We start from the raw sequence: 24784 nt of genomic DNA on the forward strand, positions 1-24784 counted from the left end.
GCGCAGGTGCGGCCAGGACGGCACCGGTTCCAGTGGGAGGCGGTGCCGTCCTCGGCGCCGGGCGGGCCGGGTCGTTCGCGGCGGGTGTCGTGACGACCGCCCGCCCCGGGGTCTACAGGGCCGTCAGGTAGTCCGGCACGCCGATGCCCGGTGCCAGGGTGTCCGCCGGGACCGGGACGCCGTGGCCCTTGGTCAGCGGGATCACGCCGGTCCAGTGGGGGAGCGAGAGATCCTCGGGGTCGTCGCTCGGGCCGCCCGTGCGCAGCTTGGCGGAGACCTCGTCGAGATCCAGGCTGATCACGGCCGTGGCCGCGAGTTCCTTGGCGTTGGCGGGACGGGAGTCGGCCGAGCGGCCCGGGACGGCGTGGTCGACCAGCGCGTCCAGCGCCAGCCGCTTCTCCTCGGGATCCGTCACCTGGTGGGCGATGCCGTGCACGACTACGGAGCGGTAGTTGATCGAGTGGTGGAAGGCCGAGCGGGCCAGCACCAGTCCGTCGACATGGCTCACGGTGAGGCAGACGGCCAGCCCGGGATAGGTCCCGCCCGCCATGCGCAGGGGACGCGAACCCGTGGACCCGTGCACGTAGAGCCGCTCGCCGACCCGCGCGTACAGCGTGGGCAGAACGACGGGCGCGCCGTCGCGGACGAAGCCGAGATGGCAGATGTACCCCTCGTCGAGTATCGAGTGCACCAGCTCCCGGTCGTACGCGGCGCGTTCCTTGGAGCGGGTGGGGACAGTGCGGTCGGTCGGGGTGTAGGCAGCGGACGCCGTCGGCCCCGGCTGCTGGGTGATCGTCTCCGACATTGCCATCTCCATTGCACTAGTGCATAATCTCTTTTGTGCTAGGAGAGTATCGGATCGAAGGGCGTCGCGCAGCCGAGATCGCCGCCGACGTCGAGCGGGCGGTCGGGGCGGGGGATCTGGAACCCGGACAGCTCCTGCCGCCCATGCGCGAGCTGGCCGAGGAACTCGGGGTCAACCCGAACACGGTCGCGGCGGCCTACCGCACGCTGCGCGAGCGCGGGGTCATCGAGACCGCCGGCCGCCGCGGCAGCCGGGTGCGCCCGAAGCCGGCCACCACGGGGCGCGAGCACCTGCGCGTCGAGGTGCCCGAGGGCGTGCGGGACGTGAGCGAGGGCAATCCCGATCCCGCCCTCCTGCCGGAGCTCGCCGAGGCCTTCGCGGTCGCGGCCGCGGAGTCGGACCGGCATCCCGTGCAGTACGGGCAGGACCCCGTCGAGCCGGAGCTGGGGCGGCTGGCCCGCGCCGGGCTCGACGCGGACGGCGTGCCCGAGGGGCCCGTGGTCGTCACCTCCGGCTCGCTCGACGCGATCGAGCGCGTCCTGATGGCCCACCTCAGGCCCGGCGACACGGTCGCCGTCGAGGACCCCGGCTGGGGCAGCCTGTTCGACCTGCTGCCGGCGCTCGGGCTGCGTACGGCCGGGGTCGGCGTCGACGACGAGGGCCTGCTTCCCGACGACGTACGGCAGGCGCTGGCGGCCGGGGCGCGGGCGCTGATCGTCACCGACCGGGCGCAGAACCCGACCGGCGCCGCGGTCACCGCCGAGCGCGCGCGGGCGCTGCGCTCCGTGCTCCGGGAGTACCCGCGAACCCTGCTCATCGAGGACGACCACGGCCATCAGATCGTCGACGTGCCCCTGCATCCCCTCGCCGGGGTCACGCACCACTGGGCCTTCGTGCGTTCCGTCGCCAAGGCGTACGGGCCCGATCTGCGGCTCGCCGTCCTCACCGGGGACCCCGTCACCGTCGACCGTGTGCACGGGAGACAGCGGGTCGGACCCGGCTGGGTGAGCCGCGTGCTCCAGAAAGCCGTGGTCCACCTGTGGACCTCCGGCGCGGTGGACGTGCCGGCCGTGGCGGCGGCGTACGGGGCGCGCCGCGACATGCTGATCGACGCGCTGCGGGAGCGCGGTGTCGAGGCACGCGGACGCAGCGGGATGAACGTCTGGATCGCCGTCCCCGACGAGACCGGGGCCGTCTCCCGGCTGTTGCAGCGCGGCTGGGCGGTCGCGCCCGGCGCCCGTTTCCGGATGAGTTCGCCGCCGGGTGTCCGGATCACCGTCTCCACGCTTCGGCCCGAGGACGCCGGGCCGCTCGCGGACGCCGTGGCCTCCGCCGTGGGACCGGCCCCCGCGCGCCGCTACGTCTGAGCCGTGCCGTACGTCTGAGCCGTGCCGCTACGTGTGAGGTGTGCGCCTCGTGCCGCCCAGGGTCTGCCCGACAGTGCCTGGGCGACAGGGCCCGTCCGACAGGTCCTGGCCGCGGCTCGGGGCGAGCCGGGTCTCAGCGGCGCGGCTTCGCCTGGGTGAGGAAGGCGCCCGCGAGGACGATCACCGCGCCGACCGGTGTCGACCAGGCCAGCGACTCGCCGAGGATCGCGACACCGGCGGCGGTGGCGATGACCGGGATGAAGTACGTGACCATCTGGGCCGTCGTCGGGCCGACCTCGGCGACGATGCCGTACTGGAGGAGCATGGCCAGACCCGTTCCGAGTGCCCCGAGGGCCGCGACCGCGAGCAGCGGCACCCAGGCGACGTGACTGGGGAACGTGGTGAACAGCGGGGTGACGAAGGCGAGTTGCACCGTGGCCAGGAGCAGTTGGGCGCCGGTCATCGACAGATGGGAGTTTCCGGTGCCCGCCAGGGTCCGGCGCACGTAGATCCAGCCGACCGGATAGCTCAGCGACGCCAGCAGGGCCATGGCCGTGCCCGTGGCGTCCAGGCCGTGGAAGCCCTGCCAGACGCCGAGGACCGTCAGGACGCCCAGGAAGCCGATGCCGAGGCCGGCCACTCTGCGCCGGGTCGGCCGGTCCTCGGAGAGGGCGACCAGGGACAGGGCCATGCCCCACAGCGGCGACGTCGCGTTGCAGATGCCGGCGAGCGTGGACGGGATCGTCAGCTCGGAGTAGGCGAAGAGGGAGAAGGGCAGCGCGTTCAGCAGGAAGGCCGCGACCGTGAGGTGCCCCCACGTGCGCGCCCCGCGCGGCAGCCGCTCCCGCTTCACCGCCATCGCCGCCACGAGCACCGCGCTCCCGAACAGCAGCCGGCCGAAGGTGACCTGGAACGGCGCGAAGCCGTCCGTGCCGACCTTGATCAGCAGAAAGCTGAAGCCCCAGATCAGCGACAGGAAGCCGAAGCGGATCCGCCAGTCGAGGGCGGCGCGGCGGCGGGGTGCGACGCCGTTCGGCGTGACAGGGCGGGGAGAGGCGACGGTGCTCATGGGGCAAGAATGCGGCAGGACGATCTCGTAGCACAAGCGAGAATGTTCGAGCGATATCTCGTAGCATTGCTTACATGTTGAATCTGGAGCGACTGCGCACGCTCGACGCCCTCGCCCGGTACGGCTCGGTGAGCGGCGCGGCCGAGGGACTGCACGTGACGACGTCGGCCGTCTCCCAGCAGATGTCGAAGCTGGAGCGCGAGGTGGGACAGCAGCTCCTCGCCAAGAACGGCCGGGGCGTGCGGCTGACCGACGCTGGGCGGCTCCTCGCCGAACACGCGGCCCGCATCCTTTCCCAGGTCGAGCTCGCGCAGTCCGACCTGGAGGCGCAGCGCGGTCAGGTGGCCGGCGAGCTCAGGCTGTCCGCGTTCCCGACCGCGGCGCGCGGACTGTTCCCGGCGGCGCTCGCGGAGCTGCGGGCCCGGCACCCCGGACTGCGGGTGCGCTCCAGCGAGCTGGAGCCGGAGGCCGGGGTCGCGGGAGTGGTGCGCGGGGACCTGGACCTCGCGGTCGTGCTCGACTGGTACAACAAGCCGATGCCCCTGCCCGACGGACTGGTGAAGGCGTCGATCCTCGACGACCCCGCCGATGTGGCGATGCCGGCCGGCCACCGGCTCGCGGGCCGAGCCGAGGTCGACCTCGGGGACTTCGCCGAGGACGAGTGGATCACCTGGGCCGAGGGCGAGTTCTGTCACGAGTGGCTGATGTTCACGCTGCGCTCCCAGGGCGTCGAGCCGCGCATCGGACACCGCGCCGGGGAGACGCACACCCAGCTCGGACTCGTCGCCGCGGGGCTCGGCGTGTGCGTGGCCCCGCTCCTCGGACGTCATCCGATGCCCGAGGGAGTCGTCACCGTGCCGGTCCGCCAGCGCGTGCGCCGCCATGTCTACGTCGTCTGGCGGGCCGACGCCGACCGCCGGCCCTCGATCAGGGCGGCGGTGGACGCCTTGCGCAGGGCCGGAGCGGCCCTGGAGTAGAAGCCTGCGGCGGGTGTCCGGCTACATCGGAGGGAGCTTGCGGAAGTCCCACGAGGCGATCGCGGACGGTGTCAGCCGCATCCACGCGTGCCGGCCGTCGTGCGGCATCTCCTCCAGACCGAAGTTCTTGCGGGCGAACAGGATCTCGGGGACGTCGAGTTCGGCGCACAGCTCCCCGGTGCGGGGGAACTCGCCGACGAACTCCACGGTGCCGGACAGCTCGACGCCCCGCAGCTCCCCGTACTCCTCGCCCGAGTCGATCACCACCGCGACGCGCGGGTCGTTCCGCAGTTGCACCCACCGCTTGCTGCGCACCACGGAGTACAGCCACAGCGAGGTGCCGTCCCAGGCGAACCACAGGGCGCTCACGTGCGGGACTCCGTCCTTCGACACGGAGGCGACGCGGCAGGTGCGCTGGGTGGTGAGGAACTCGTCCAGTTCACCGGGGGTCATCATGATCTTCCGGCCCCTGCGCTGGGTGACGGTCATACGGTCCCCTCCCGATTGCGTGGATCGGCCAAGTCCTGCCCGATCTTTCACAGGTGCACCGACTCTGTCCGTCGGGGCTTTCCTCAAAGCTTTCTGACGTTCCGTCAGGAAAATCATGCGGCGTCTTCCGTCCGCACGCAATGCTCGTTACGCTCCGCCGTCCCGACCCGCGACGACAAGGAGAGCCATGCCGTCGTCAGAGCACCTCAGCGAACTCCTCGACCCCGTCGGCACGGTACTGCTCACCGTGGAGTGCCAACAGGGCGTCGTGGGCCCGGACAGCGCGCTGCCCGAACTCGCCCAGGAGGCGCGGTCGTCCGGAGCGCTCGACCGGATCGCCCGGCTGGTGGCCGCCGCGCACGAGAGCGGGGTGCAGGTGATCCACGCGGTCGCGGAGCGCCGCCCCGACGGCCGCGGCGCCAACCGCAACGCCCGGCTGTTCAGGGCCGCCGAGCGACTGCCCGTACGGCAGACGACCGGCTCGGCGGCGGTGCGGATCGCGCCGCCCGTCGAGGTCGCCGAGGAGGACCTCGTCGTGCGGCGGCTGCACGGCCTGTCGCCGATCTCGGGCACCGACGTCGACCCGCTGCTGCGCAACCTGGGCTGCCGCACCCTCGTCGTGACGGGCGTATCGGCCAACATCGCGATTCCCAACGCCGTGTTCGACGCCGTCAACCGCGGCTACACCGTCGTCGTTCCCGCGGACGCCGTCGCCGGGGTGCCCTCCGAGTACACCCCAGCGATGGTCCGGAACACGCTGGCGCTGGTCGCCACCGTCACGACCACCGAGGACGTGCTCGCCTGCCTCGAAGGACGGCGCGGCTGACGCCGGTGCTCCTCAGGCGAGCTTGATCGCGCCCCCGTCGACGGTGATGTCCGCCTTGGCCAGCCCGGTCGTCGCGGGCCCCTTCTTCACGCTGCCGTCGGTGGCCGAGAACTCGCTGCCGTGACACGGGCAGGTGATGACACCGTTCGCTATGCCCTTGACCGCGCAGCCCTGGTGGGTGCACTTGGACGAGAAGGCCTTGTACGTGCCCGCCGTCGGCTGGGTCACCACGACGCCCTGGTCGGCGAAGACCTTGCCGCCGCCCTCCGGGATCTCGCTCGTCTTGGCGAGTTCCGTGCCTGCCGCGCCGTTGCCCGAGCCCACACTGTCGGAGGCCTTGTCGTCCGCCCCGCACGCGGTCAGCGCGACGGCGAGTCCCGCCGCCCCGACCGCCGCCACGACGGTGCGCCGGGCAGGGGCCTGTGCGGAGTGAAGCGATTCGCTGGTCATGCTGGCTTTCCCTTCAGCGGACATGATCTGGATCTGTCGAGAGGTACGGTCCACCAGCACGCACTGTTCAGGCAATGGCGACTTCTTGACCTGATCCACAGCCCCCCGACAGCCGGATGTGCGGCGGCGCGGCCCCTCCGGCCCCGGACACCGGGCTCCGCCTCCGCCACCGTCACCGGGTCGCGTCCGCCGGGCGCGACCACCCCAGTAACCTGGGGCGATGCTCAAGGAAGTGAACGCCTCCCGCTACATCACGCCGTTGCGCGAGGGCGGCTCGCTGCCGGGACTCGTCGAGGCCGACGACCTCGGGACGTACGTCATGAAGTTCACCGGCGCCGGACAGGGCCGCAAGACGCTCGTCGCGGAGGTCGTCTGCGGTGAACTGGCCCGCCGGCTGGGCCTGCGGGTGCCCGGCCTGGTGACGATCGGCCTCGACCCGGTCCTCGGGCTCGGCGAACCGGACCAGGAGGTCCAGGAGCTGCTGAAGTCGAGCGGCGGCCCGAACCTCGGGATGGAATTCCTCCCGCGCGCGATCGGCTTCGACCCCCTCGCCTTCGAGGTGAGCGCGGAGGACGCCGGGCGGATCGTCTGGTTCGACGCCCTCGTCAACAACGTCGACCGCTCCTGGCGCAACCCCAACCTGCTGATGTGGCACGGCGATCTGTGGCTCATCGACCACGGCGCCACCATGATCTGGCACCACCACTGGCCCGGAGCCGAGACCTCCGCCGCCAAGCCGTACGACATCTCCGACCACGCGCTCGCCCCCTTCCGCCCCGACGTCGCCTCGGCCGCCGCCGAACTGGCCCCGCTGGTCACCGAGGAGCTGCTCGCCGAGGTCACGGCGCAGATCCCCGAGGCATGGCTGGCCGGCGAGCCGGGCTTCGACACGGTCGAGGCGCTGCGGCGCGCCTACGCACGGCCGCTGCTGGCGCGCGCCGCCGTCATCCACGAGCGGATCAAGGGCCTCGACGGCACCGAGGGGGACAAGTGAACGAGCGGGACGTCTTCGAGTACGCGCTGCTGCGGGTGGTGCCGCGGGTCGAGCGCGGCGAGTGCTTCAACGCGGGCGTGCTGGTGTACTGCCGCGCCCACTCCTTCGTGGCGGCCCGGACCCATCTGGACGAGAGCAAGCTGCTCGCGCTCGACCCGGACGCGGACGTGCCGGGCGTACGGGCCGCGCTGCGCGCCGTCGAAGGAGTCTGCGCCGGCGGAGAAGCCGCTGGTCAGGCCGCGGGCGACGATCCCGGGCGGCGCTTTCGCTGGCTGATCGCGCCGCGCTCGACGGTGGTCCAGCCGGGGCCCGTGCACACCGGCCTGACGGCCGATCCCGAGGCCGAGACCGAGCGGTTGCTCCAGCTCCTGGTCAGGTAATGGATCACATGCGCGCGGTGCGCCGTTGACACCGGGTGCCAGGGCTTCTAGCGTCACGTCTGCTGAAGGTACTAAGCGGTCGCTCACCGGACGGGCGTACCGTGTGAGCCGCGGGTCCTCCGGGACCCCGAAGACTCCGCAAGGTTGTCGAGACAGCTTGGCCGGGCTTGGGCCGGCTTTTCCAAGGGCGAGGAGAACCAGCAATGTCCACCACTGAGCAGCGCGTCGCCGTAGTCACCGGTGCCGCGCGCGGCATCGGTGCCGCGACCGCCGTACGACTGGCCGCGGAGGGCCGCGCCGTCGCGGTGATCGACCTCGACGAGGCCGCGTGCAAGGACACCGTCGAGAAGATCACGGCCGCCGGCGGCAAGGCTCTCGCGGTCGGCTGCGACGTCTCCGACGAGGCCCAGGTGGAGGCCGCCGTCGCGCGGATCGCCGAGGAGCTCGGCGCGCCGACCATCCTGGTGAACAACGCGGGTGTCCTCCGGGACAACCTGCTGTTCAAGATGAGCGCGTCCGACTGGGACACCGTCATGAACGTGCACCTGCGCGGCGCCTTCCTGATGGCGAAGGCCGTCCAGAAGTACATGGTCGAGGCCAAGTTCGGCCGCATCGTCAACCTGTCGTCGTCCTCGGCGCTGGGCAACCGCGGCCAGGCGAACTACTCCACCGCCAAGGCCGGTCTCCAGGGCTTCACCAAGACCCTGGCCATCGAGCTCGGCAAGTTCGGCGTGACCGCGAACGCCGTGGCGCCCGGCTTCATCGTCACCGACATGACCGCCGCCACCGCCGCCCGCGTCGGGATGGACTTCGACGACTTCCAGGCCGCCGCCGCGACCCAGATCCCCGTGCAGCGCGTCGGCAACCCCGACGACATCGCCAACTCCATCGCCTTCTTCACCGGCGAGGCCGCCGGATTCGTCTCGGGCCAGGTGCTGTACGTGGCCGGCGGACCGCTCAACTAGACGCAGGGGAAACGCACATGACCACGCTTCCCGAACTCTCGGGCAAGGTCGCGCTCATCACGGGCGCGAGCCGCGGCATCGGCTACGGCGTCGCGGAGGCCCTGATCGCCCGCGGCGACCGGGTCTGCATCACCGGCCGCAACGAGGACGCCCTCAAGGAGGCCGTCGAGACGCTCGGCGCCGACCGCGTCATCGCCGTCGCCGGCAAGGCCCACGACGAGGCCCACCAGGCCGTCGCCGTCGAGCGCACCATGGAGGCCTTCGGCCGCGTCGACTTCCTGGTCAACAACGCCGGTACGAACCCGGTGTTCGGGCCCATCGCCGAACTGGACCTGAACGTGGCGCGGAAGGTCTTCGAGACCAACGTCGTCTCGGCGCTCGGCTTCGCCCAGCAGACCTGGAAGGCCTGGCAGGGCGAGAACGGCGGCGCGATCGTCAACATCGCCTCGGTCGCCGGCCTCGCGCCTTCGCCCTTCATCGGCGCGTACGGCATCAGCAAGGCCGCGATGATCAACCTGACCGTGCAGCTCGCGCACGAGTTCGCCCCCAAGGTCCGGGTCAACGCCATCGCGCCCGCCGTGGTGAAGACGAAGTTTGCGGCCGCACTCTACGAGGGCCGCGAGGCGGAGGCCGCCGCGGCCTACCCGCTCGGCCGGCTCGGCGTGCCCTCCGACATCGGCGGCGCCGCCGCCTTCCTCACCTCGCAGCAGTCGGACTGGGTCACCGGTCAGACGCTCGTGGTCGACGGCGGGATGTTCCTCAACGCCGGAGTCGAATAACACGAGGACCGGTCGGGCGCTCCCCCTGGGTGGGGAGCGCCCGACCGGTTTTTTGTTGAAAGTTGACAAACACTCAGTCCGCCCCGGGCGAGCCGGAGTTCGACGTGCGGAGTGTGGACGCGTTCACATCATGCTGACAACGTAGTCACATACATGCTGATCAAGTGCCCTGCCGGGGAAACGCCGTTCCCCCGGCAGGGCACTGCGGTATGGTCTGCCGACCCTTGGCACGGCGGATCCAGGAGCGTGTACGTGTTCAACCGGAACCGATACCTGCGACAGCTCGCGGCGATCACCTCCATATCCCTGGTGGCCGCGTGCGGCGCCATCTCCAAGGGATCACCGGCCGACGAGGGGCCGATCGTCGTGGGCACCACCAGCGCCCCCAGCACCCTGGACCCGGCGGCCTCCTGGGACGGATCGTGGGAGCTGTTCCGCAACATCTACCAGACGCTGCTGAGCTATCCGACCGGCGCGGCGTCTCCGCAGCCCGACGCCGCGCGGAAGTGCGGATTCACGGATGGAACCAACACCGTCTACCGCTGCGAACTGCGCCCGGACCTGAAGTTCTCCGACGGCCACCCGCTCGACGCGTCCGCCGTAAAGCACTCCATCGACCGCATCAGGAAGATCGGCGTACGCGGCGGTCCCGCCGGCCTGCTCGGCAGTCTCGACCGGGTGCAGGCACTGGGCGAGCGTGACGTCGTCTTCCACCTCAACAAGCCGGACGCCACGTTCCCGCTGGTGCTGGCCACCCCGGCGATGTCGATCGTCGACCCCGCCGAATACCCCGCCGACGCCCTGCGGAACGACAACAAGGTCTTCGGCTCCGGGCCCTACGTCCTGCGCTCCTACACGGAGGACAAGCAGGCCGAACTCGTCAGGAACGACCACTACGACGGCTTCGCCAAGCGCAAGAACGACGCGGTGACGATCCGCTACTTCCAGGACTCGGCCCAGTTGGTCGGGGCGCTGAAGGCCAAGAAGATCGACGTCACCTACCGCGGCCTCGCCGCCTCGGACGTCGTCGCGCTCCAGGGGCAGGGCGACCGCAAGGACATCCAGCTCGTCGACGGAGCCGGAACCGAGATCAGCTACCTGGTCTTCAACCCCGAGGACCCGTGGGCCGGGAAGCTCCCCGTGCGCCGCGCGATCGCCCAGGTCGTCGACCGCTCCGCCATCATCCACAAGGTCTACCAGGACACCGTCGACCCGCTCTACTCCATGGTCCCCGCCGGACTGGCCGGGCACACCACCGGCTACTTCGACGCGTACGGCAGCCCGAGCCCGGCCAAGGCCCGCACGATCCTGCACGACGCGCACATCGACCGGCGCGTCCCGCTCACCCTCTGGTACACGACCGACCGCTACGGCTCCGAGACCGGCCCGGAGTTCCGCGAGCTCAAGCGCCAGCTCGACGGCTCCGGCCTGTTCAGCGTCACGCTCAAGAGCCGCCCCTGGAAGACGTACGAAGCGGGCTACCGCAACGGCGAGTACCCGGTCTTCGGCCGCGGCTGGTTCCCCGACTTCCCCGACGCCGAGAACTTCATCGCCCCGTTCGTGGGGGAGCGGAACGCCCTCGGGACGCCCTATCCGACCCCCCGGATCACCGATGTCCTGCTGCCCGAGTCGCGCGGGGTGCGGGATCGCGGGGCGGTGGTGAAGCAGTTCGAGGAGGCCCAGAAGATCCTCGTCGACGACGCCCGGCTGCTGCCTCTGTGGCAGGGCAGGCAGTATGTGGCCGCGAACGTGGAGATCTCGGGCGGGGAGCGGGCGCTGGACCCGTCGACGATCATGATGATGTGGGAGCTGGACCGCAAGACGAGCTGGTAGCGCGCCCGGTGGGCCGGGTGACGCGCGGGCCCGCGCGTCACCCGCCGTGGGCCCGCGGGGGCACACCGTACCCCTCATCCGGCCCCGACGCGGGCCCGGAACCGATTGTCAGTGGGCGACGGTAGGTTCTTGGTCTGGAAGTCACCGCACATCGAAGGAAGTTGACGTGACCGATATCGCCATGTTGCCCGAGTCCTGGCGCGGCGTCCTGGGCGACGAGCTTCAGCAGCCCTACTTCAAGGAACTCACCGAGTTCGTCGAGGAGGAGCGCGCGAAGGGTCCCGTCTTCCCGCCCCGCGAGGAGGTCTTCGCGGCGCTCGACGCCACCCCGTACGACCGGGTGAAGGTCCTGATCCTCGGCCAGGACCCGTACCACGGCGAGGGCCAGGGCCACGGCCTGTGCTTCTCGGTCCGCCCCGGGGTCAAGACCCCGCCCTCGCTGCGGAACATCTACAAGGAGATGAAGGAGGAGCTCGGCACCCCGATCCCGGACAACGGCTATCTGATGCCGTGGGCCGAGCAGGGTGTGCTGCTGCTCAACGCGGTGCTCACCGTCCGCTCCGGTGAGGCGAACTCGCACAAGGGCAAGGGCTGGGAGAAGTTCACCGACGCGGTCATCCGCGCCGTGGCCGACCGCCCCGACCCGGCCGTCTTCGTCCTGTGGGGCAACTACGCGCAGAAGAAGCTCCCCCTGATCGACGAGGAGCGGCACGTGGTGGTGAAGGGCGCGCACCCGTCGCCGCTGTCCGCCAAGAAGTTCTTCGGCTCGCACCCGTTCACGCAGATCGACGCGGCCGTGGCCGCCCAGGGCCATGAACCGATCGACTGGCGCATCCCCGACCTCGGCTGACCGCCGGACCGCCGGCCAGGCCCGTCACCGGCCTGGCCCAGCGGCCCACGGGGGCGCCTGAGCGCGATTGCCACCGGCTCCGGTTAGCTTCGTCAGGGACAGTGACGAGCCTGGAGGACGCGGTGGCGGAGCAACAGGAGCAGGCGGCGCCGGACGCCATGATGACCCGGATCGGACAGGCCGTCATGCTGCACCACGCCGGGGACCGCGAGGAGGCCCGGGGCCGCTTCCTGGATCTGTGGGGAGAGATCGGGGACGGCGGCGACGCGCTGCACCGCTGCACCCTGGCCCACTACATGGCCGACACCCAGGACGACCCCGCAGACGAACTCGCCTGGGACCTGCGGGCCCTCGCGGCGGCCGAGGAACTGGGCGACGGCCGCGTCGCCGAGCCCCACCAGTCCCTCGCCGTCCGCGCCTTCTACCCCTCGCTGCATCTGAACCTCGCCGCCGACTACGCGAAGCTCGGCCGCTCCGAGGCCGCCCGCACGCATCTGCGCCGGGCCCGCGGCGCGGCCGGCGCCCTCGCGGACGACCGGTACGGCGACGGTGTCCGCGCGGCCATCGGCCGCCTGGAGCTGAGGCTCCGGGACACCGGCGCCGCGGCGGAGACCGCCGGATCCGACCGCTTCGACGGACCCGGGGGCGAGACCCTGGGCCCGCCCAGACAACGCCCCTGACCGCCGCGCCGATGCCGCGGGCGCTGTCAGTGTCCGTACGTCTTCGCGCAGAGGACCGCCTCCGGGCTGTCCGCCTTCCAGCCCCCGTACTTCCGGCCGAGCGCGCACACGTCCGGACGCTTCGGCACGGCCGGGGCACCGGGCGGGACGGCCGTACGGTGCCGGGGATGCCGTGGCTCGGGGCGCGGGACCGGACGGGCGTGCCGCGGCGGGGCCGGGGGTGCCGCGGCTCGCGGCGGGGGAGCCGGCCGGTGCCGGGCCGCCGCCTCGGCCGAGGGCTTAGGCGAGGGGCCGACACGCTCCAGCGCCTCCCGCGCCGGCGCCTGCACGATCCGGGGTCCTTCCTTGCTGTCCGCACGCGGCGCGCTGTGCCGCGCCGGAGCGGCGGGGGACGCGGAGGCGGACGGCCGCTGGACGGTCACACAGCCGGAGAGGGCTGTGACCGCCACGGCGACCAGGAGCGTTGCGGTCGTCGTCGTTCGATGCACCCGCGCAACTCTGCTGGTTCCGGAGGACTTCCAGGGCGCCGAGAAGCGCCGGATGCCCCACACGGGTGATCCTTCCGCTCCTCCGGTGGGCGCGGGCGTCGGCGAGCTGACAGGCTTCCGGGGCGTACGTCGCCCGGAAACCGGCGCCACCCGCGCACCGCCGCCCCAGGGGGCCGATCACCCAGGCACGACGCGGCCGTATGCTTCCGACGGAACCCGCGTCGGCGAGTGAAGGAGACCCCTGTGAAGGTCGGCTGCATCGGACTCGGCGACATCGCGCAGAAGGCGTATCTGCCGGTGCTCGGCGTGCAGCCCGGGATCGAACTGCATCTCCAGACCCGGACGCCCGCCACACTCGACCGGGTCGCCGACAGCCTTCACCTGCCGCCGGCCGCGCGTCACCGCGACCTGGACGCCCTGCTGGCCCAGGACCTCGACGCGGCGTTCGTGCACGCGCCCACGGTGGCCCACCCGGAGATCGTCACCCGGCTGCTGGAGGCGGGCGTACCGACGTACGTCGACAAGCCGCTCGCCTACGAGCTGGGCGAGTCGGAGCGGCTGGTGCGCCTCGCGGAGGAGCGGAACGTCAGCCTCGCGGTCGGTTTCAACCGGCGTCACGCACCCGCGTACGCGCAGTGCGCCGAGCACCCCCGCGAGCTGATCCTGATGCAGAAGAACCGCACGGGGCTGCCCGAGGAGCCCCGCACCATGGTTCTCGACGACTTCATCCACGTCGTCGACACCCTGCGCTTCCTGGTGCCGGGTCAGGTCGACGACGTGACCGTGCGGGCCCGGACCCAGGACGGGCTGCTGCACCATGTCGTCCTCCAGCTCGCCGGGGACGGGTTCACCGCACTCGGGGTGATGAACCGGCTCAGCGGTTCGAGCGAGGAGATCCTCGAGGTCTCGGGCCAGGACACCAAGCGGCAGGTCGTCAATCTCGCCGACGTGATCGACCACAAGGGCCAGCCGACCGTGCGCCGGCGCGGCGACTGGGTCCCGGTGGCCCGGCAGCGCGGGATCGAGCAGGCCGTCCTCGCGTTCCTCGACGCCGTGCGCGGCGGAAAGGTGCTCAGCGCCCGGGACGCGCTGGCGACTCACGAGTTGTGCGAGCGGGTCGTACAAGCGGTTCAGGACCGGTCCGCCGCAGCCTGAACGTACGCGCGCCCTCCGCGACGCACAGCGCCGCCATCACCAGCAGGGCGCCGTGCACCGGCCAGTCGCCGAACCGGACGTACGGAGTGACGCCCCGGGCCAGCGGCACGTCGTACATCGTCGCGCCGCTCGTGTCCGTGCCGAGCCAGGAGCCGATACGGCCGCCGTCCGGGCCGTAGACGGCGGAGACCCCCGTGAGCGTCGCGTGCACCATGGGCCGACCGGTCTCCGCGGCACGCAGCGCGGCGAGCGAGGCATGCTGCTCGGGGGCCCAGCTCCGCTGGAACGAGGACGTCGAGGACTGTGCCACCAGCACCTCGGCGCCGTCCTGGACGAGGTGACGGCTCATGTCGGGGAACGCCGTCTCGAAGCAGATCATGGGGCCGACGCGCAGCCCGTGACCGACGTTCATCACCACCTGTTCCGTACCCCGCACACGGTCCTCGCCCGCGGCCTTGCCCACGGAGGTGGCCCAGCCGAGCAGGGAGCGCGCGGGCACGTACTCGCCGAACGGCACGAGCCGCATCTTGTCGTAGCGGTCGCCCGTCGGGCCGAGCGGTCCCACCAGGACCGAACTCTTGTAGATGCCCGGCCGGTCGGAGCGGCGCGCGTCGACGTTCACCAGGATGTCGGCGCCGACCTCGCGGGACAACGCCGCGACGCGCCGCGCCAGATCGGGCCGGTCGGCCAGGTCGAAGCCGACGCTGCTCTCGCCCCAGACGACCAGGTCGGCGCCCTGGCCCACGAGTTGACGGGTCAGCGCCTCCTCGCGCGCGAAGCGCCTGTCACCGCTCGTGCTCCCGTCCACGACACCGGGCTGCACGACCGCGATCCGCACCCGGCCGTCGACGTCCGGGCGCGGCGACCACACCCAGGCCGCCGAGGTCGCGGCGGCCGTCGCGACCAGTCCGGCCACCGCGGGCATACGGGACTCACGCACCGAGACCAGCACGGCGACCGCGATGTTGACCGCCACCACGAGGAAGCTGAGCAGCCACACCCCGCCGACCGAGGCCAGCCTCAGGGCCGGCTCCACCTGCCACTGACTCGACCCGAGCAGACCCCAGGGACCGCCCAGACCCTGCCAGGACCGGGCGAGTTCGACCATCAGCCACCCGGACGGCAGGACGAGCAGGGCGGCCCCGACCCGGCCCGGTGAGGGCAGTCCGGCCAGGAAGCGCCGGACGAGCCAGCCCCACGGAGCCCACAGCGCGCCGAGCAGCGCCGCTATGACCACCGTGAAGACGTGCAGGCTCGGCAGCAGCCAGTGGTGCACCGCGAGCATGAACCCGAACCCGCCGAACCAGCCGTCGTACGCGGCACGCCTGCCCGTGGGGGCCGAGCGGGCCAGGAGGATCCAGGGCACGAGGGCCACGTACGCGAACCACCACCACGACAGGGCGGGGAACGCGAGCATCGGCAGCGCGCCCGCCAGCGCGGCGACGACATCGCGCCGCCAGGGGGAGACCAGCCATGGGCCGAACGCACGGTCGGGCCTGTTCATCCTCCGCCTCCCTGCCCCGGGGTCTCTCCAGTGTGCGCGTCGAAGGCGATCTACGACAGGGGGCGTGGTGATCAGAGAGGGGCGCGCCGGAGGGTGGGCGCTCCCGGGGCGCCGGGGCCGCGTGGGCTGGTCGAGGCCCCTCATCCCGCCGGAGTGCGGGGACCGGGAGCCCCGGCGGGATGAGGGTGGGAAGGGAGAGGGGAGGGGTGGAGGGCGGGACGGATCGGGAGGGAAGGAGTGGACGGGAGGAGGGAGGGGGAGGGCGGAACGAGGTTGGCGGGGAAGGGGAGGTAGGGCGGCGGGGCGGGGTTGGCGGCGAAGGGGGGCGGAAGGGGAAGGGCGGGATGGGGGCGGCTGCGAAGGGGACGGAAGGGGAAGAGCGGGATGGGGGCGGCTGCGAAGGGGACGGAAGGGGAAGAGCGGGGCGGGGTCGGCGGCGAAAGGGGCAGAAGGGAAAGGGCGGGGCGGGGGCGGAGGGTGTCGGGCGGGGGTGGTCAGGTGTCGGTGGGTGTCCGCGGGGGCTGCGGCATGCGGCGCCATTTCTCCTGGACGGTCACCTGGCGCAGTCGCCAGCCGTCGCCGGTGCGCAGCAGGTCGAAGACGTACCGGCCGCCGCACACGAGGTCGGGCGCGGTCGAGTCGCCCTCCTGCCCGGCGAACCGCATCGGATTGATGTAGTCCGCCTGGACCTCGGCCGTGTCACCGGTGTCCTGGTCCAGGACGCCGAACCGGACCCGCCGGTTGACGATCAGATGCTGGCGCATCGCGAACAGGTCGAGGCTCTGGGCGAGCCATTCGGCGACCTCGGCGGCGTCGCCCTCGACGCCCCCGGCCGAGCGGTAGTCGGCGCGGCCCTTCGGAGCGAACAGCCCCCGGTATCCCTCCCAGTCGCCGTCGTCCACGGCCACCGCGTACGCGGTGACGATCTCGTCCACGGAGAACCGGTCCAGCACGGTCGCGAGCTCCACACGCTGCGTCATCGGCTCAGTGTTGGCCACCGCGCCTGCCACGCCAAGGGGCCGGGCGGGGATATTCGGTCCGGCCGGGTCGGATACGCCGTACCGACGCCGATCCGGATCTGCGATCGTGGGTGCTCCATGATCCACTCGGGTGATCCCCGACCGCGGGGATCACCCGAGTGGCGTTCCGTTCAGGAGGCTCGTATGACACGTCCGGTCACGATCGTCACGGGTGGCAGCCGGGGTATCGGCGCCGCGACCTGTACGCGGCTCGCCGCGGACGGGCACGATGTGGTCGTCGGTTACGTGAGCGACGCCGCGGCAGCAGAGCGCACCGCGGTCGTCGCCCGTGAGGCCGGGGCGAACTGTGTCGCCGTCCGCGTGGACACCTCCGACGCGGCCGCCGTCGAGCGGCTCTTCGACACGGCCGAGGACCGGCTGGGGCCGGTTACGGGGCTGGTGAACAACGCAGGGGTCACCGGACCGCTCGGGCGGCTCGCGGACGCCGATGCCGCGGATCTGCGCCGGGTGGTCGAGGTCAACCTGCTCGGCACGCTGCTCTGTTCGCGCCGTGCCGTCCGGTCCATGGCGGCACGGGGAGGGGGCGCCATCGTGAACGTGTCCTCGGCGGCCGCCACGCTGGGCAGTCCCGGCGAGTTCGTGCACTACGCGGCGAGCAAGGCGGGCGTGGACGCGCTGACCGTGGGGCTGGCCAAGGAACTCGGTCCGGACGGCATCCGTGTCAACGCGGTCGCGCCCGGCATGATCGACACCGAGATGCACGCGACGATGGGCGACCCGGGCCGCGCCGAACGGGCCGCCGCGTCGATCCCCCTGCGCCGCGTCGGCGCGGCGGAGGAGATCGCCGCGGCCATCGCGTGGTTGCTGTCGCCCGACGCGTCGTACACGACGGGGACGGTGCTCCGGGTGTCGGGCGGGCGGTGAGTCCGCGGAGGTGAAGCCGGTGCCGTGCGGGCGGTGAGTCCGTGGGGTGAAGCGGGCGTCCCGGGCGGAGGTTCTGCGGGGAGTCGCCGGGCGGACGAGGCCCTTCGCGGCGCCGCGGGACGCTGAGCGTCGGCGGCGTCGGGGGAACCGGAGGGCTATGAGCTTGCCGGGGTGCTGGGGGGCCGGGGGCCGATGAGTTTCTGCGGCACCAGCGAAGCAGGGGGCTATGACCTTGCTGCGGGGCTGCGGGGCTGCGGGGCTGCGGGGCTGCGGGGCTGCGGGGCTGCGGGGCTGCCGGGCAGGGTGCTGGCGGGGCCGGCGGGGCCTGGGTGTTGTGGGCCGTGGTGCCCGCGGGACCGGGTGTTACGGGTCGCGGTGCCGGTGGAACCGGGGTGTCGAGGGCCGTGCTGCCGGCGGGCGGTGCGTGCCCGCGGGGCCGGGGTGGTGTTACGCCGCTTCGATGATCTCGCCGCGGATCGCCTCGGCCCACTTCACGATCAGCAGTTCGTACTCCGCCCGCTCCTGTGCGGACAGGGAGCCGCCCGTCCGCGTCCACAGGGCGCGGATCTGTTCGTTCAACGCGGCAGCAGACCGCACGGAACCAGGCGGAGTGACTTCGGGGGACATGCGGACCAGCCTAGGCGCAAGGACTGACACTGCGCTACCGGGCGGCTACTCAAGTCGTATGTGCTGCGTCACGGTACTGAAGAACAGGGCCCCTAAGGTGGCCGAACTCCGCCCTCCGTGGCCGGAGTCGGTCCCGCGTCGGGCGGATCGGCGACGGCGTTCGCGCGGTCAGCCGTGGGGCATGCCCGCCTCCGCCCGTTCCGTCCAGACCCGTGCCGCGAGCGCCTCCGCCTCCTCCTGAGGGATACCCGCCCTCACGAGGATGACCCCGCGGCTGCCATCCGGGAACTTCACACTGCGCGCTTCGGTACCCAACCTGCCCTGCGCGGGATCTTTCGGCATGCTCCACCTCCAGTCGGAGAGACCACGCTAAAGCGCCGCAACCCGGTGCGCAGATCGGTTCGGCCAGACGGCCTAGACGCTCGGGTCAGCCGGAGGACTCGGCCGCGTGCGGGCTGAGGACGTCGGTCCCGACCAGCCCGATGATGACGAGCCCGAGGGCGATCCGGTACCAGACGAACGGCATGAAGCTCTTGTGGGAGATGAACTTCATGAACCACGCGATGACGGCGTATCCGACCCCGAAGGCGATGATCGTCGCGAAGACGGTCGGTCCCCAGGAGACGTGTCCCTCCGCGGCCGCGTCCTTGAGTTCGAAGGTGCCGGAGGCGAGGACGGCCGGCATGGCGAGCAGGAAGGAGTAGCGGGCCGCCGCCGCGCGGCTGTAGCCCATGAACAGGCCGCCACTGATGGTGGCGCCGGACCGGGAGACGCCGGGGACCAGGGCCATCGCCTGGCAGAGGCCGAACAGCAGGCCGTCCTTGGTGTTCAGGTCCTCGAGCACCTTGCGCTGCTTCGCCGCCCGGTGCCTGCCGCCCGTTTCGTCACGGGCCGCGAGCCGGTCGGCGATGCCTATGACGATGCCCATCACGATCAACATGGTCGCGGTGACCCGCAGATCGCGGAACGGTCCCTCGATCTGGTCCTTGAGCGTGACCCCGAGCACTCCGATCGGGATCGAGCCGACGATCACCAGCCAGCCCATCTGGGCGTCATGGTCGCGGCGCATCGCCTTGTTCGTGAGCGAGCGGAACCACGCCGACAGGATCCGTCCCACGTCCTTGCGGAAGTAGATCAGCACCGCGGCCTCGGTGCCGAGCTGCGTGATCGCGGTGAACGCCGCGCCGGGGTCGTCCCAGCCCGCGAAGGCCGCGGTCAGCCGCAGATGCGCGCTGGAGGAGACGGGGAGGAATTCGGTCAGCCCCTGGACGAGTCCGAGGACGAGGGATTGAAACCAAGACATGAAGTTACGTGGTCCAAGTGCTGATCGTGGAACGGGAGATGGGCACGTCCGGCACCGCGGAGTGCGGCGGTCACGGACGCTCAGGGAAGCCTAACCTCCGCTGCCGACAGCCCGGCCACGGGGGTTTCGGTGACCGTCCGACCACCCTGTGCGGCGGTTCGCTTTCCCGTAGCCCGTAGCCCGTAGCCCGTAGCCCGTAGCCCGTAGCCCGTAGCCCGTAGCCCGTAGCCCGTAGCCCGGAGCCCGTAGCCCGCAGCCCGCCCATCACGGCGCGGCGCGGCGCGGTGGCTAGTCCGCCAGCGGTCCCGTGACCGTCCAGCCCGGGGCCTGCGGGTGGGCCGTGAGGGATTCGTGCTCGACCTGCTCGCCGCACTCGCGGCAGACGACCTGGGGGACCAGTTCGTGGCCGCAGGTGTGCTCCAGCACCATGGGCCGGAAGCCGCCCTCCTGGAGGTGCCGGTCGCCCCAGGACATCAGCATCAACAGGACGGGGCTCAGTTCGAGGCCCGCGCGCGTGGGCCGGTACTCGTAGCGCTTGGGGCGGTCGCTGTACTCCGCCTTCTCCAGCAGCCCGGCGTCGACGAGCCGCTTCAGCCTGGCCGTCAGCACGTCGCGGGGGGCGCCGATGTTGCGCGCGAGCTGGTCGAACCGCGTCGCGCCGAGCGACACCTCGCGCAGGACCAGCAGGGAGTACTTCTCGCCGACGAGGGCGAGCGTCGCGGCGATCGAGCAGGGGCGGGGGTCCTTCATGGCGCCAGTCTACGAAGGTGGGTTGGATGTTCCAACTCACTGGGTTACTCTTGGGTCACTTAGTGGGTTTGGAAATCCAACTCACTCGGTTCGGTGACCGGCCCCGCTCGGTCGCCGGTCTTCCCGACCTCAGTGACCGACCGACCTGAGAGGCATCCCATGCGTGACGCCGTGATCGTCGAAGCCGTACGCACCCCCGTGGGCAAGGGCAAGCCGAACGGTTCCCTCGCCCACGTCCACCCCGTGGAACTCCTCGCCCACACCCTGCGCGCGCTCGTCGAGCGCACCGGGATCGACCCCGCGCTGATCGACGACGTCATCGGCGGCACCGTCGACCAGGTCGGCGAGCAGGCCATGAACACCACCCGGTACGCGGTGCTCTCGGCGGGTTTCCCCGACACCGTTCCGGCGACCACCGTGGACCGCCAGTGCGGCTCGTCCCAGCAGGCGGTGCACTTCGCGGCGCAGGGCGTCATGTCGGGGGCGTACGACATCGTCGTGGCCTGTGGCGTGGAGTCGATGAGCCGAGTGCCCATGTGGTCCAACGTGCCGGCGGGCGCGGACCCCTTCGGCCCCGGCGTCGCCGAGCGCTACCCCGAGGGTCTGGTGCCGCAGGGCATCAGTGCCGAACTCATCGCCGCCAAGTGGGGCATCACCCGCGAGCGGATGGACGACTTCGCGATCGGCTCGCACCGGAAGGCGGCACAGGCCTGGGACGGCGGTCTGTTCGACGCCGAGGTCGCGCCTCTGGAAGGCCTGGCCCGCGACGAGAGCGTCCGCCCCGGCAGCACTCCCGAGGTGCTCGCCGGACTGAAGCCCGCGTACTACGACCCCGGCTTCGCCGAACGCTTTCCGCAGATCGACTGGTCCGTCACGGCCGGGAACGCGAGCCCGGTCAACGACGGCGCCTCCGCCGTGCTCATCACGTCGAGCGAGACCGCCGCCCGCCTCGGCCTGCGTCCCGTCGCCCGGCTCCACAGCTTCGCCGTCACCGGCTCCGACCCGCTGCTGATGCTCACCGGTGTCGTCCCCGCCACCGAGAAGGTGCTGCGCAAGGCCGGTCTCGGCCTCGGTGACATCGACCTCTTCGAGGTGAACGAGGCCTTCGCCGCCGTCGTTCTCGCCTGGCAGCAGGAGACGGGCGCCGACCTGTCCAAGGTCAACGTGCACGGCGGAGCCATCGCGATCGGCCACCCGCTCGGCGCGAGCGGCACCCGCCTCACCACGACCCTCGTCCACGCGATGCGCGCCCGGGGCGCCCGCTACGCGCTCCAGACGATGTGCGAGGCGGGCGGACTGGCGAACGCGATGATCCTGGAAGGGCTGCGCCCCTAGCGGGCGCGGCCGTTCCCCCGTACGGGTGCCGCGCGGGTCTCAGTGGCCGCGCAGGTGGTGGCGCTTGCGCCAGGCCACCACCGTTCCGACCAGGGCGGGAACGGTGATCAGGGCCATCGCGATCAGGAACGCGGGGGAGGTCGGCGACGAGGCCCGGGCGCCGGCGACGGCGTACGCGGCGGTGTTCGGGATCGAGCCGAGCGCCGTCGCGACCACGAAGGGCAGCCAGCCCATGCGCGACACCGCCGCGCAGTAGTTCGCCGCCCAGAACGGCACGCCGGGGAACAGCCGGGCCACCATCATCGAGCGGAAGCCGTGCCGGCTGAGCTGGCCGTCCGCCGCCTTCAGCCAGCGGGCCCGCAGCAGCGGCCGCAGCGCGTCCTGCCCGAGGAGCCGGCCGAGTCCGAACGCGGCACCCGCGCCGAGCACCGTGCCCACCAGCGCGGTGCCCAGGCCCAGTTGGGAGCCGAACACGGCACCGGCCGCCAGATTGAGCAGCGGCCGGGGCACGAAGGCGACCGTGCACAGCCCGTACGCCACGGCGAACGCGACGGCCGCCGCGGCGCCGCCGAGCTGAGGCGGCCAGCCGTCGGCGAGCAGCCGCTGCGGATCGAAGAGGAACACGCTCGACGCGGCCGCCGCGAGCAGCACGACCAGCAGGGAGAGCCGCGCCCAGGGGGACAGCAGCGCTCTCAGGAGGCGCCCGCCCGGAGCGGTGCGGACGGCGGTCGGGACCGCGGGTGCGGCGACGGCGATCTCCCGGCCCACGACCAGGTCGTCGGCGACGGTGAGCTGCGTGGCGGCGGCCTGGGGAGTGGCCGTGGCGGTGCCCCCAGAGCGGGTGGTGGCATCGAGCATTCCGGTGACACTAGCCGACGCATGTGTGTGGTCGCCGTATGGTTCGTCTCATGGGCGTCACAGCTTCCGGAACGTCGGGTGCCGGGTCCGAGGTCCCGGACAGCGTGCTCGCGGACACCCTCGTGGAGCGGCTGACCTCCGTGTATCCGGCGGCGGCCGACGCCGACCGGGCCGCTTCGATGCGCGCGTACATGAAGGACATCGCTCCCTTCCTCGGCCTGACGACACCCGTGCGCCGCGGCCTCTCCCGCACCGTGCTGCTGGACACCGCCCGGCCCGACGAGAAGGACTGCGCCGCGCTCGCCCTGCGCTGCTGGCGGCTGCCGGAACGCGAGTACCAGTACTTCGCGGTCGACTATCTGCGCCGCCATGTCGGGCGCCTGTCGTCGGGCTTCCTGCCGGTGGCCTGGCACCTCGTGTCCACCGTCTCCTGGTGGGACACCGTCGACGCGCTCGCCGCGCACGTGGTGGGAGGCCTGGTGGCCGCCGACCCGCGCCTGCGCGCCGACATGGACGCCTGGATCGAGGACGACGACCTGTGGGTCGCCCGCACGGCGCTGCTCCATCAGCTCCGGTACAAGGAGGCCACCGACACCGGGCGGCTCTTCGCGTACTGCGCCCGGCAGGCGGGCCATCCCGACTTCTTCATCCGCAAGGCCATCGGATGGTGTCTGCGCGAGTACGCCAAGACCGACCCGGGCGCCGTACGGGACTTCGTCGCCGCCGAGCGGGCGCACCTCGCGCCGCTGTCCGTGCGCGAGGCGCTCAAGAACATCGGTCCCTGAGGCCGCCGGCGCCCCTCACGCCACACCGGTCCGCGGGGCACCGTAAATCATTCGACGCGGGGAGACCCGTCGGAGATGATCTCCTCATGTTCCGGTACGCCTTCCTCCTCGCAGCATCCGCAGTCGCGGATGCGCCGAAGGCTGCCGTCCAGATCATCACGGCAGCCGTCGACGGCGCCCGAAGCTGACCCTTCCCGGATCGTCCGGCGGACCCCGCAGGGGGAGGGTCGGTCACTCCTGGGGGTCCCCGTCCCGGCCACGACGCGCCGGGGCCATCACTCAGCTCCGCTGACACCGAAGAGGCTTCGAGGAACCGCCATGCCCAAGACGGCTTACGTGCGCACCAAACCGCACCTGAACATCGGCACCATGGGTCACGTCGACCACGGCAAGACCACCCTGACCGCCGCCATCACCAAGGTCCTCGCCGAACGCGGCTCCGGCACGTTCGTCCCGTTCGACCGGATCGACCGCGCGCCCGAGGAGGCCGCGCGCGGCATCACCATCAACATCGCGCACGTCGAGTACGAGACCGACACCCGGCACTACGCGCACGTCGACATGCCGGGCCACGCCGACTACGTCAAGAACATGGTCACCGGCGCGGCCCAGCTCGACGGGGCGATCCTCGTCGTGTCCGCGCTGGACGGGATCATGCCGCAGACCGCCGAGCACGTGCTGCTCGCCCGGCAGGTGGGCGTCGACCACATCGTCGTCGCCCTCAACAAGGCCGACGCGGCCGACGAGGAGCTCACGGACCTGGTCGAGCTGGAGGTCCGCGAACTGCTCTCCGCGCAGGGGTACGGGGGTGACTCCGTCCCCGTCGTGCGGGTGTCCGGCCTCAAGGCCCTGGAGGGGGACCCCCGGTGGACGGCGGCGATCGACGCGCTGCTCGACGCCGTGGACACCTATGTGCCGATGCCCGAGCGCTATCTCGACGCGCCGTTCCTGATGCCGGTCGAGAACGTGCTCACCATCACCGGGCGCGGAACGGTCGTCACCGGTGCCGTGGAGCGCGGCACGATCCGCGTCGGCGACCGGGTCGAGGTGCTCGGCGCGGGCGTCGACACGGTGGTCACCGGCCTGGAGACCTTCGGCAAGCCGATGGAGGAGGCGCAGGCCGGCGACAACGTGGCGCTGCTGCTGCGCGGGGTGCCACGCGACGCGGTACGCCGCGGGCACATCGTCGCCGCGCCCGGCAGTGTCGTACCCAGCAGCCGTTTCACGGCGCGGGTGTACGTGCTGTCGACGCGCGAGGGCGGCCGTACGACAGCGGTCTCCACCGGGTACCGGCCCCAGTTCTACATCCGCACCGCGGACGTGGTCGGGGACGTCGACCTCGGCGAGGCGGCCGTAGCCCGGCCCGGCGACACGGTCGTCATGACCGTCGAGCTCGGGCGCGAGGTGCCGCTGGAGCCGGGCCTCGGCTTCGCGATCCGCGAGGGCGGCCGCACCGTCGGCGCCGGGACGGTGACGTCGGTCGGCTGACGCCCGGCCGCGGACGGGGACGCGGGGCCCGCCACACCGTGGCGGGCCCCGTTCCCGTTCCTGTTCCCGTTCCCGTCGCAGTGACCGGCTCCGGTCCAGGTGGCGGGAGGGCCCGTTCGCGGT

Annotated in this window: 26 protein-coding genes; 15 read left to right on the forward strand and 11 right to left on the reverse strand. The window is 71.9% G+C overall.

Annotated elements, in window-relative coordinates; all coding sequences use genetic code 11:
• Positions 1-112 precede the first annotated feature (112 nt).
• Complete coding sequence (locus ACZ4TO_RS15270; protein WP_468024388.1) at positions 113-805, reverse strand: pyridoxamine 5'-phosphate oxidase family protein; 693 nt, start codon at positions 803-805, stop codon at positions 113-115.
• Between the two features lie 35 nt (positions 806-840).
• On the opposite strand from ACZ4TO_RS15270, the gene ACZ4TO_RS15275 reads away from it, so the two are divergent.
• Entirely contained in the window at positions 841-2172 is a 1332-nt protein-coding gene (locus ACZ4TO_RS15275) for an aminotransferase class I/II-fold pyridoxal phosphate-dependent enzyme (protein WP_468024389.1), read from the forward strand.
• Positions 2173-2305: 133 nt separating this feature from the next.
• Here the strand turns inward: ACZ4TO_RS15275 and ACZ4TO_RS15280 are convergent, their stop codons facing one another.
• On the reverse strand, positions 2306-3241 hold the full coding sequence (locus ACZ4TO_RS15280) for a DMT family transporter (RefSeq protein WP_382797024.1): 936 nt from the start codon (positions 3239-3241) through the stop codon (positions 2306-2308).
• 74 nt (positions 3242-3315) lie between these two features.
• Here ACZ4TO_RS15280 and ACZ4TO_RS15285 point away from each other — a divergent pair, with 74 nt between their 5' ends.
• A complete protein-coding gene (locus ACZ4TO_RS15285) occupies positions 3316-4218 on the forward strand; it encodes a LysR family transcriptional regulator (protein ID WP_382797022.1) in 903 nt (300 codons plus the stop codon).
• 21 nt (positions 4219-4239) lie between these two features.
• Here ACZ4TO_RS15285 and ACZ4TO_RS15290 read toward each other — a convergent pair whose 3' ends face one another.
• The gene (locus ACZ4TO_RS15290) at positions 4240-4707 is read right to left on the reverse strand and encodes a pyridoxamine 5'-phosphate oxidase family protein (protein WP_382797020.1); all 468 of its coding nucleotides are present in this window, start codon (positions 4705-4707) and stop codon (positions 4240-4242) included.
• A 187-nt stretch (positions 4708-4894) separates the two neighbouring features.
• Here ACZ4TO_RS15290 and ACZ4TO_RS15295 point away from each other — a divergent pair, with 187 nt between their 5' ends.
• On the forward strand, positions 4895-5533 hold the full coding sequence (locus ACZ4TO_RS15295; protein WP_468024390.1) for a cysteine hydrolase family protein: 639 nt from the start codon (positions 4895-4897) through the stop codon (positions 5531-5533).
• A gap of 12 nt (positions 5534-5545) precedes the next feature.
• On the opposite strand, the gene ACZ4TO_RS15300 is transcribed toward ACZ4TO_RS15295, so the two are convergent.
• Positions 5546-5983, reverse strand: coding sequence for a Rieske (2Fe-2S) protein (locus ACZ4TO_RS15300; protein WP_382797016.1), 438 nt, complete (start codon positions 5981-5983; stop codon positions 5546-5548).
• A 220-nt stretch (positions 5984-6203) separates the two neighbouring features.
• Between ACZ4TO_RS15300 and ACZ4TO_RS15305 the strand changes: the two genes are divergently transcribed.
• The 7 genes from ACZ4TO_RS15305 to ACZ4TO_RS15335 all read left to right on the forward strand — a co-directional run bounded on the left by ACZ4TO_RS15305 (position 6204) and on the right by ACZ4TO_RS15335 (position 12464).
• Complete coding sequence (locus ACZ4TO_RS15305; protein ID WP_382797014.1) at positions 6204-6977, forward strand: HipA family kinase; 774 nt, start codon at positions 6204-6206, stop codon at positions 6975-6977.
• Positions 6974-7357: a DUF3037 domain-containing protein gene (locus ACZ4TO_RS15310; RefSeq protein ID WP_382797012.1), complete on the forward strand. Its 384-nt coding sequence runs from the start codon at positions 6974-6976 to the stop codon at positions 7355-7357. The genes ACZ4TO_RS15305 and ACZ4TO_RS15310 overlap by 4 nt, the downstream gene beginning before the upstream one ends.
• Before the next feature lie 203 nt (positions 7358-7560).
• Positions 7561-8322 (forward strand): 3-oxoacyl-ACP reductase FabG, encoded by a 762-nt coding sequence (fabG, locus tag ACZ4TO_RS15315; RefSeq protein WP_382797010.1) that lies wholly within the window; start codon positions 7561-7563, stop codon positions 8320-8322.
• A 17-nt stretch (positions 8323-8339) separates the two neighbouring features.
• Positions 8340-9101 carry an SDR family oxidoreductase gene (locus ACZ4TO_RS15320; protein WP_365495146.1) on the forward strand — a complete coding sequence of 254 codons (762 nt, stop codon included), beginning with the start codon at positions 8340-8342 and terminating at the stop codon, positions 9099-9101.
• A 246-nt stretch (positions 9102-9347) separates the two neighbouring features.
• Positions 9348-10934 carry an ABC transporter substrate-binding protein gene (locus ACZ4TO_RS15325; protein ID WP_468024391.1) on the forward strand — a complete coding sequence of 529 codons (1587 nt, stop codon included), beginning with the start codon at positions 9348-9350 and terminating at the stop codon, positions 10932-10934.
• A gap of 166 nt (positions 10935-11100) precedes the next feature.
• Positions 11101-11784: a uracil-DNA glycosylase gene (gene ung, locus ACZ4TO_RS15330; RefSeq protein WP_385040421.1), complete on the forward strand. Its 684-nt coding sequence runs from the start codon at positions 11101-11103 to the stop codon at positions 11782-11784.
• Positions 11785-11906: 122 nt separating this feature from the next.
• The gene (locus tag ACZ4TO_RS15335) at positions 11907-12464 is read left to right on the forward strand and encodes a hypothetical protein (RefSeq protein WP_385040418.1); all 558 of its coding nucleotides are present in this window, start codon (positions 11907-11909) and stop codon (positions 12462-12464) included.
• A gap of 26 nt (positions 12465-12490) precedes the next feature.
• On the opposite strand, the gene ACZ4TO_RS15340 is transcribed toward ACZ4TO_RS15335, so the two are convergent.
• Positions 12491-12952: a hypothetical protein gene (locus ACZ4TO_RS15340; protein ID WP_468024392.1), complete on the reverse strand. Its 462-nt coding sequence runs from the start codon at positions 12950-12952 to the stop codon at positions 12491-12493.
• Between the two features lie 243 nt (positions 12953-13195).
• On the opposite strand from ACZ4TO_RS15340, the gene ACZ4TO_RS15345 reads away from it, so the two are divergent.
• A complete protein-coding gene (locus ACZ4TO_RS15345) occupies positions 13196-14107 on the forward strand; it encodes a Gfo/Idh/MocA family protein (protein ID WP_382797003.1) in 912 nt (303 codons plus the stop codon).
• On the opposite strand, the gene lnt is transcribed toward ACZ4TO_RS15345, so the two are convergent.
• Positions 14025-15611: an apolipoprotein N-acyltransferase gene (gene lnt / locus ACZ4TO_RS15350; RefSeq protein ID WP_382797001.1), complete on the reverse strand. Its 1587-nt coding sequence runs from the start codon at positions 15609-15611 to the stop codon at positions 14025-14027. The two genes, ACZ4TO_RS15345 and lnt, sit on opposite strands and share 83 nt — an antisense overlap.
• Positions 15612-16105: 494 nt before the next feature.
• A complete protein-coding gene (locus tag ACZ4TO_RS15355; RefSeq protein ID WP_468024393.1) occupies positions 16106-16591 on the reverse strand; it encodes a nuclear transport factor 2 family protein in 486 nt (161 codons plus the stop codon).
• Positions 16592-16774: 183 nt separating this feature from the next.
• On the opposite strand from ACZ4TO_RS15355, the gene ACZ4TO_RS15360 reads away from it, so the two are divergent.
• Positions 16775-17515 carry an SDR family NAD(P)-dependent oxidoreductase gene (locus tag ACZ4TO_RS15360; RefSeq protein WP_468024394.1) on the forward strand — a complete coding sequence of 247 codons (741 nt, stop codon included), beginning with the start codon at positions 16775-16777 and terminating at the stop codon, positions 17513-17515.
• A gap of 447 nt (positions 17516-17962) precedes the next feature.
• On the opposite strand, the gene ACZ4TO_RS15365 is transcribed toward ACZ4TO_RS15360, so the two are convergent.
• The 3 genes from ACZ4TO_RS15365 to ACZ4TO_RS15375 form a co-directional block, all read right to left on the reverse strand.
• A complete protein-coding gene (locus ACZ4TO_RS15365; RefSeq protein ID WP_078943018.1) occupies positions 17963-18142 on the reverse strand; it encodes a hypothetical protein in 180 nt (59 codons plus the stop codon).
• A gap of 427 nt (positions 18143-18569) precedes the next feature.
• The gene (locus ACZ4TO_RS15370; protein ID WP_382796995.1) at positions 18570-19445 is read right to left on the reverse strand and encodes an undecaprenyl-diphosphate phosphatase; all 876 of its coding nucleotides are present in this window, start codon (positions 19443-19445) and stop codon (positions 18570-18572) included.
• 288 nt (positions 19446-19733) lie between these two features.
• Positions 19734-20195, reverse strand: coding sequence for a winged helix-turn-helix transcriptional regulator (locus ACZ4TO_RS15375; protein WP_382796993.1), 462 nt, complete (start codon positions 20193-20195; stop codon positions 19734-19736).
• A 159-nt stretch (positions 20196-20354) separates the two neighbouring features.
• Between ACZ4TO_RS15375 and ACZ4TO_RS15380 the strand changes: the two genes are divergently transcribed.
• Complete coding sequence (locus ACZ4TO_RS15380) at positions 20355-21530, forward strand: thiolase family protein (protein ID WP_382796991.1); 1176 nt, start codon at positions 20355-20357, stop codon at positions 21528-21530.
• Positions 21531-21569: 39 nt separating this feature from the next.
• Here ACZ4TO_RS15380 and ACZ4TO_RS15385 read toward each other — a convergent pair whose 3' ends face one another.
• Positions 21570-22388, reverse strand: a complete 819-nt coding sequence (locus ACZ4TO_RS15385) for a TVP38/TMEM64 family protein (protein ID WP_467848620.1) — start codon at positions 22386-22388, stop codon at positions 21570-21572.
• Positions 22389-22438: 50 nt separating this feature from the next.
• On the opposite strand from ACZ4TO_RS15385, the gene ACZ4TO_RS15390 reads away from it, so the two are divergent.
• Positions 22439-23173, forward strand: coding sequence for a DNA alkylation repair protein (locus ACZ4TO_RS15390; RefSeq protein WP_468024395.1), 735 nt, complete (start codon positions 22439-22441; stop codon positions 23171-23173).
• A 318-nt stretch (positions 23174-23491) separates the two neighbouring features.
• On the forward strand, positions 23492-24661 hold the full coding sequence (gene tuf / locus ACZ4TO_RS15395) for an elongation factor Tu (protein WP_385040396.1): 1170 nt from the start codon (positions 23492-23494) through the stop codon (positions 24659-24661).
• The last annotated feature ends 123 nt before the right edge of the window (positions 24662-24784 follow it).

Source organism: Streptomyces sp. NPDC028298 (assembly GCF_055565895.1).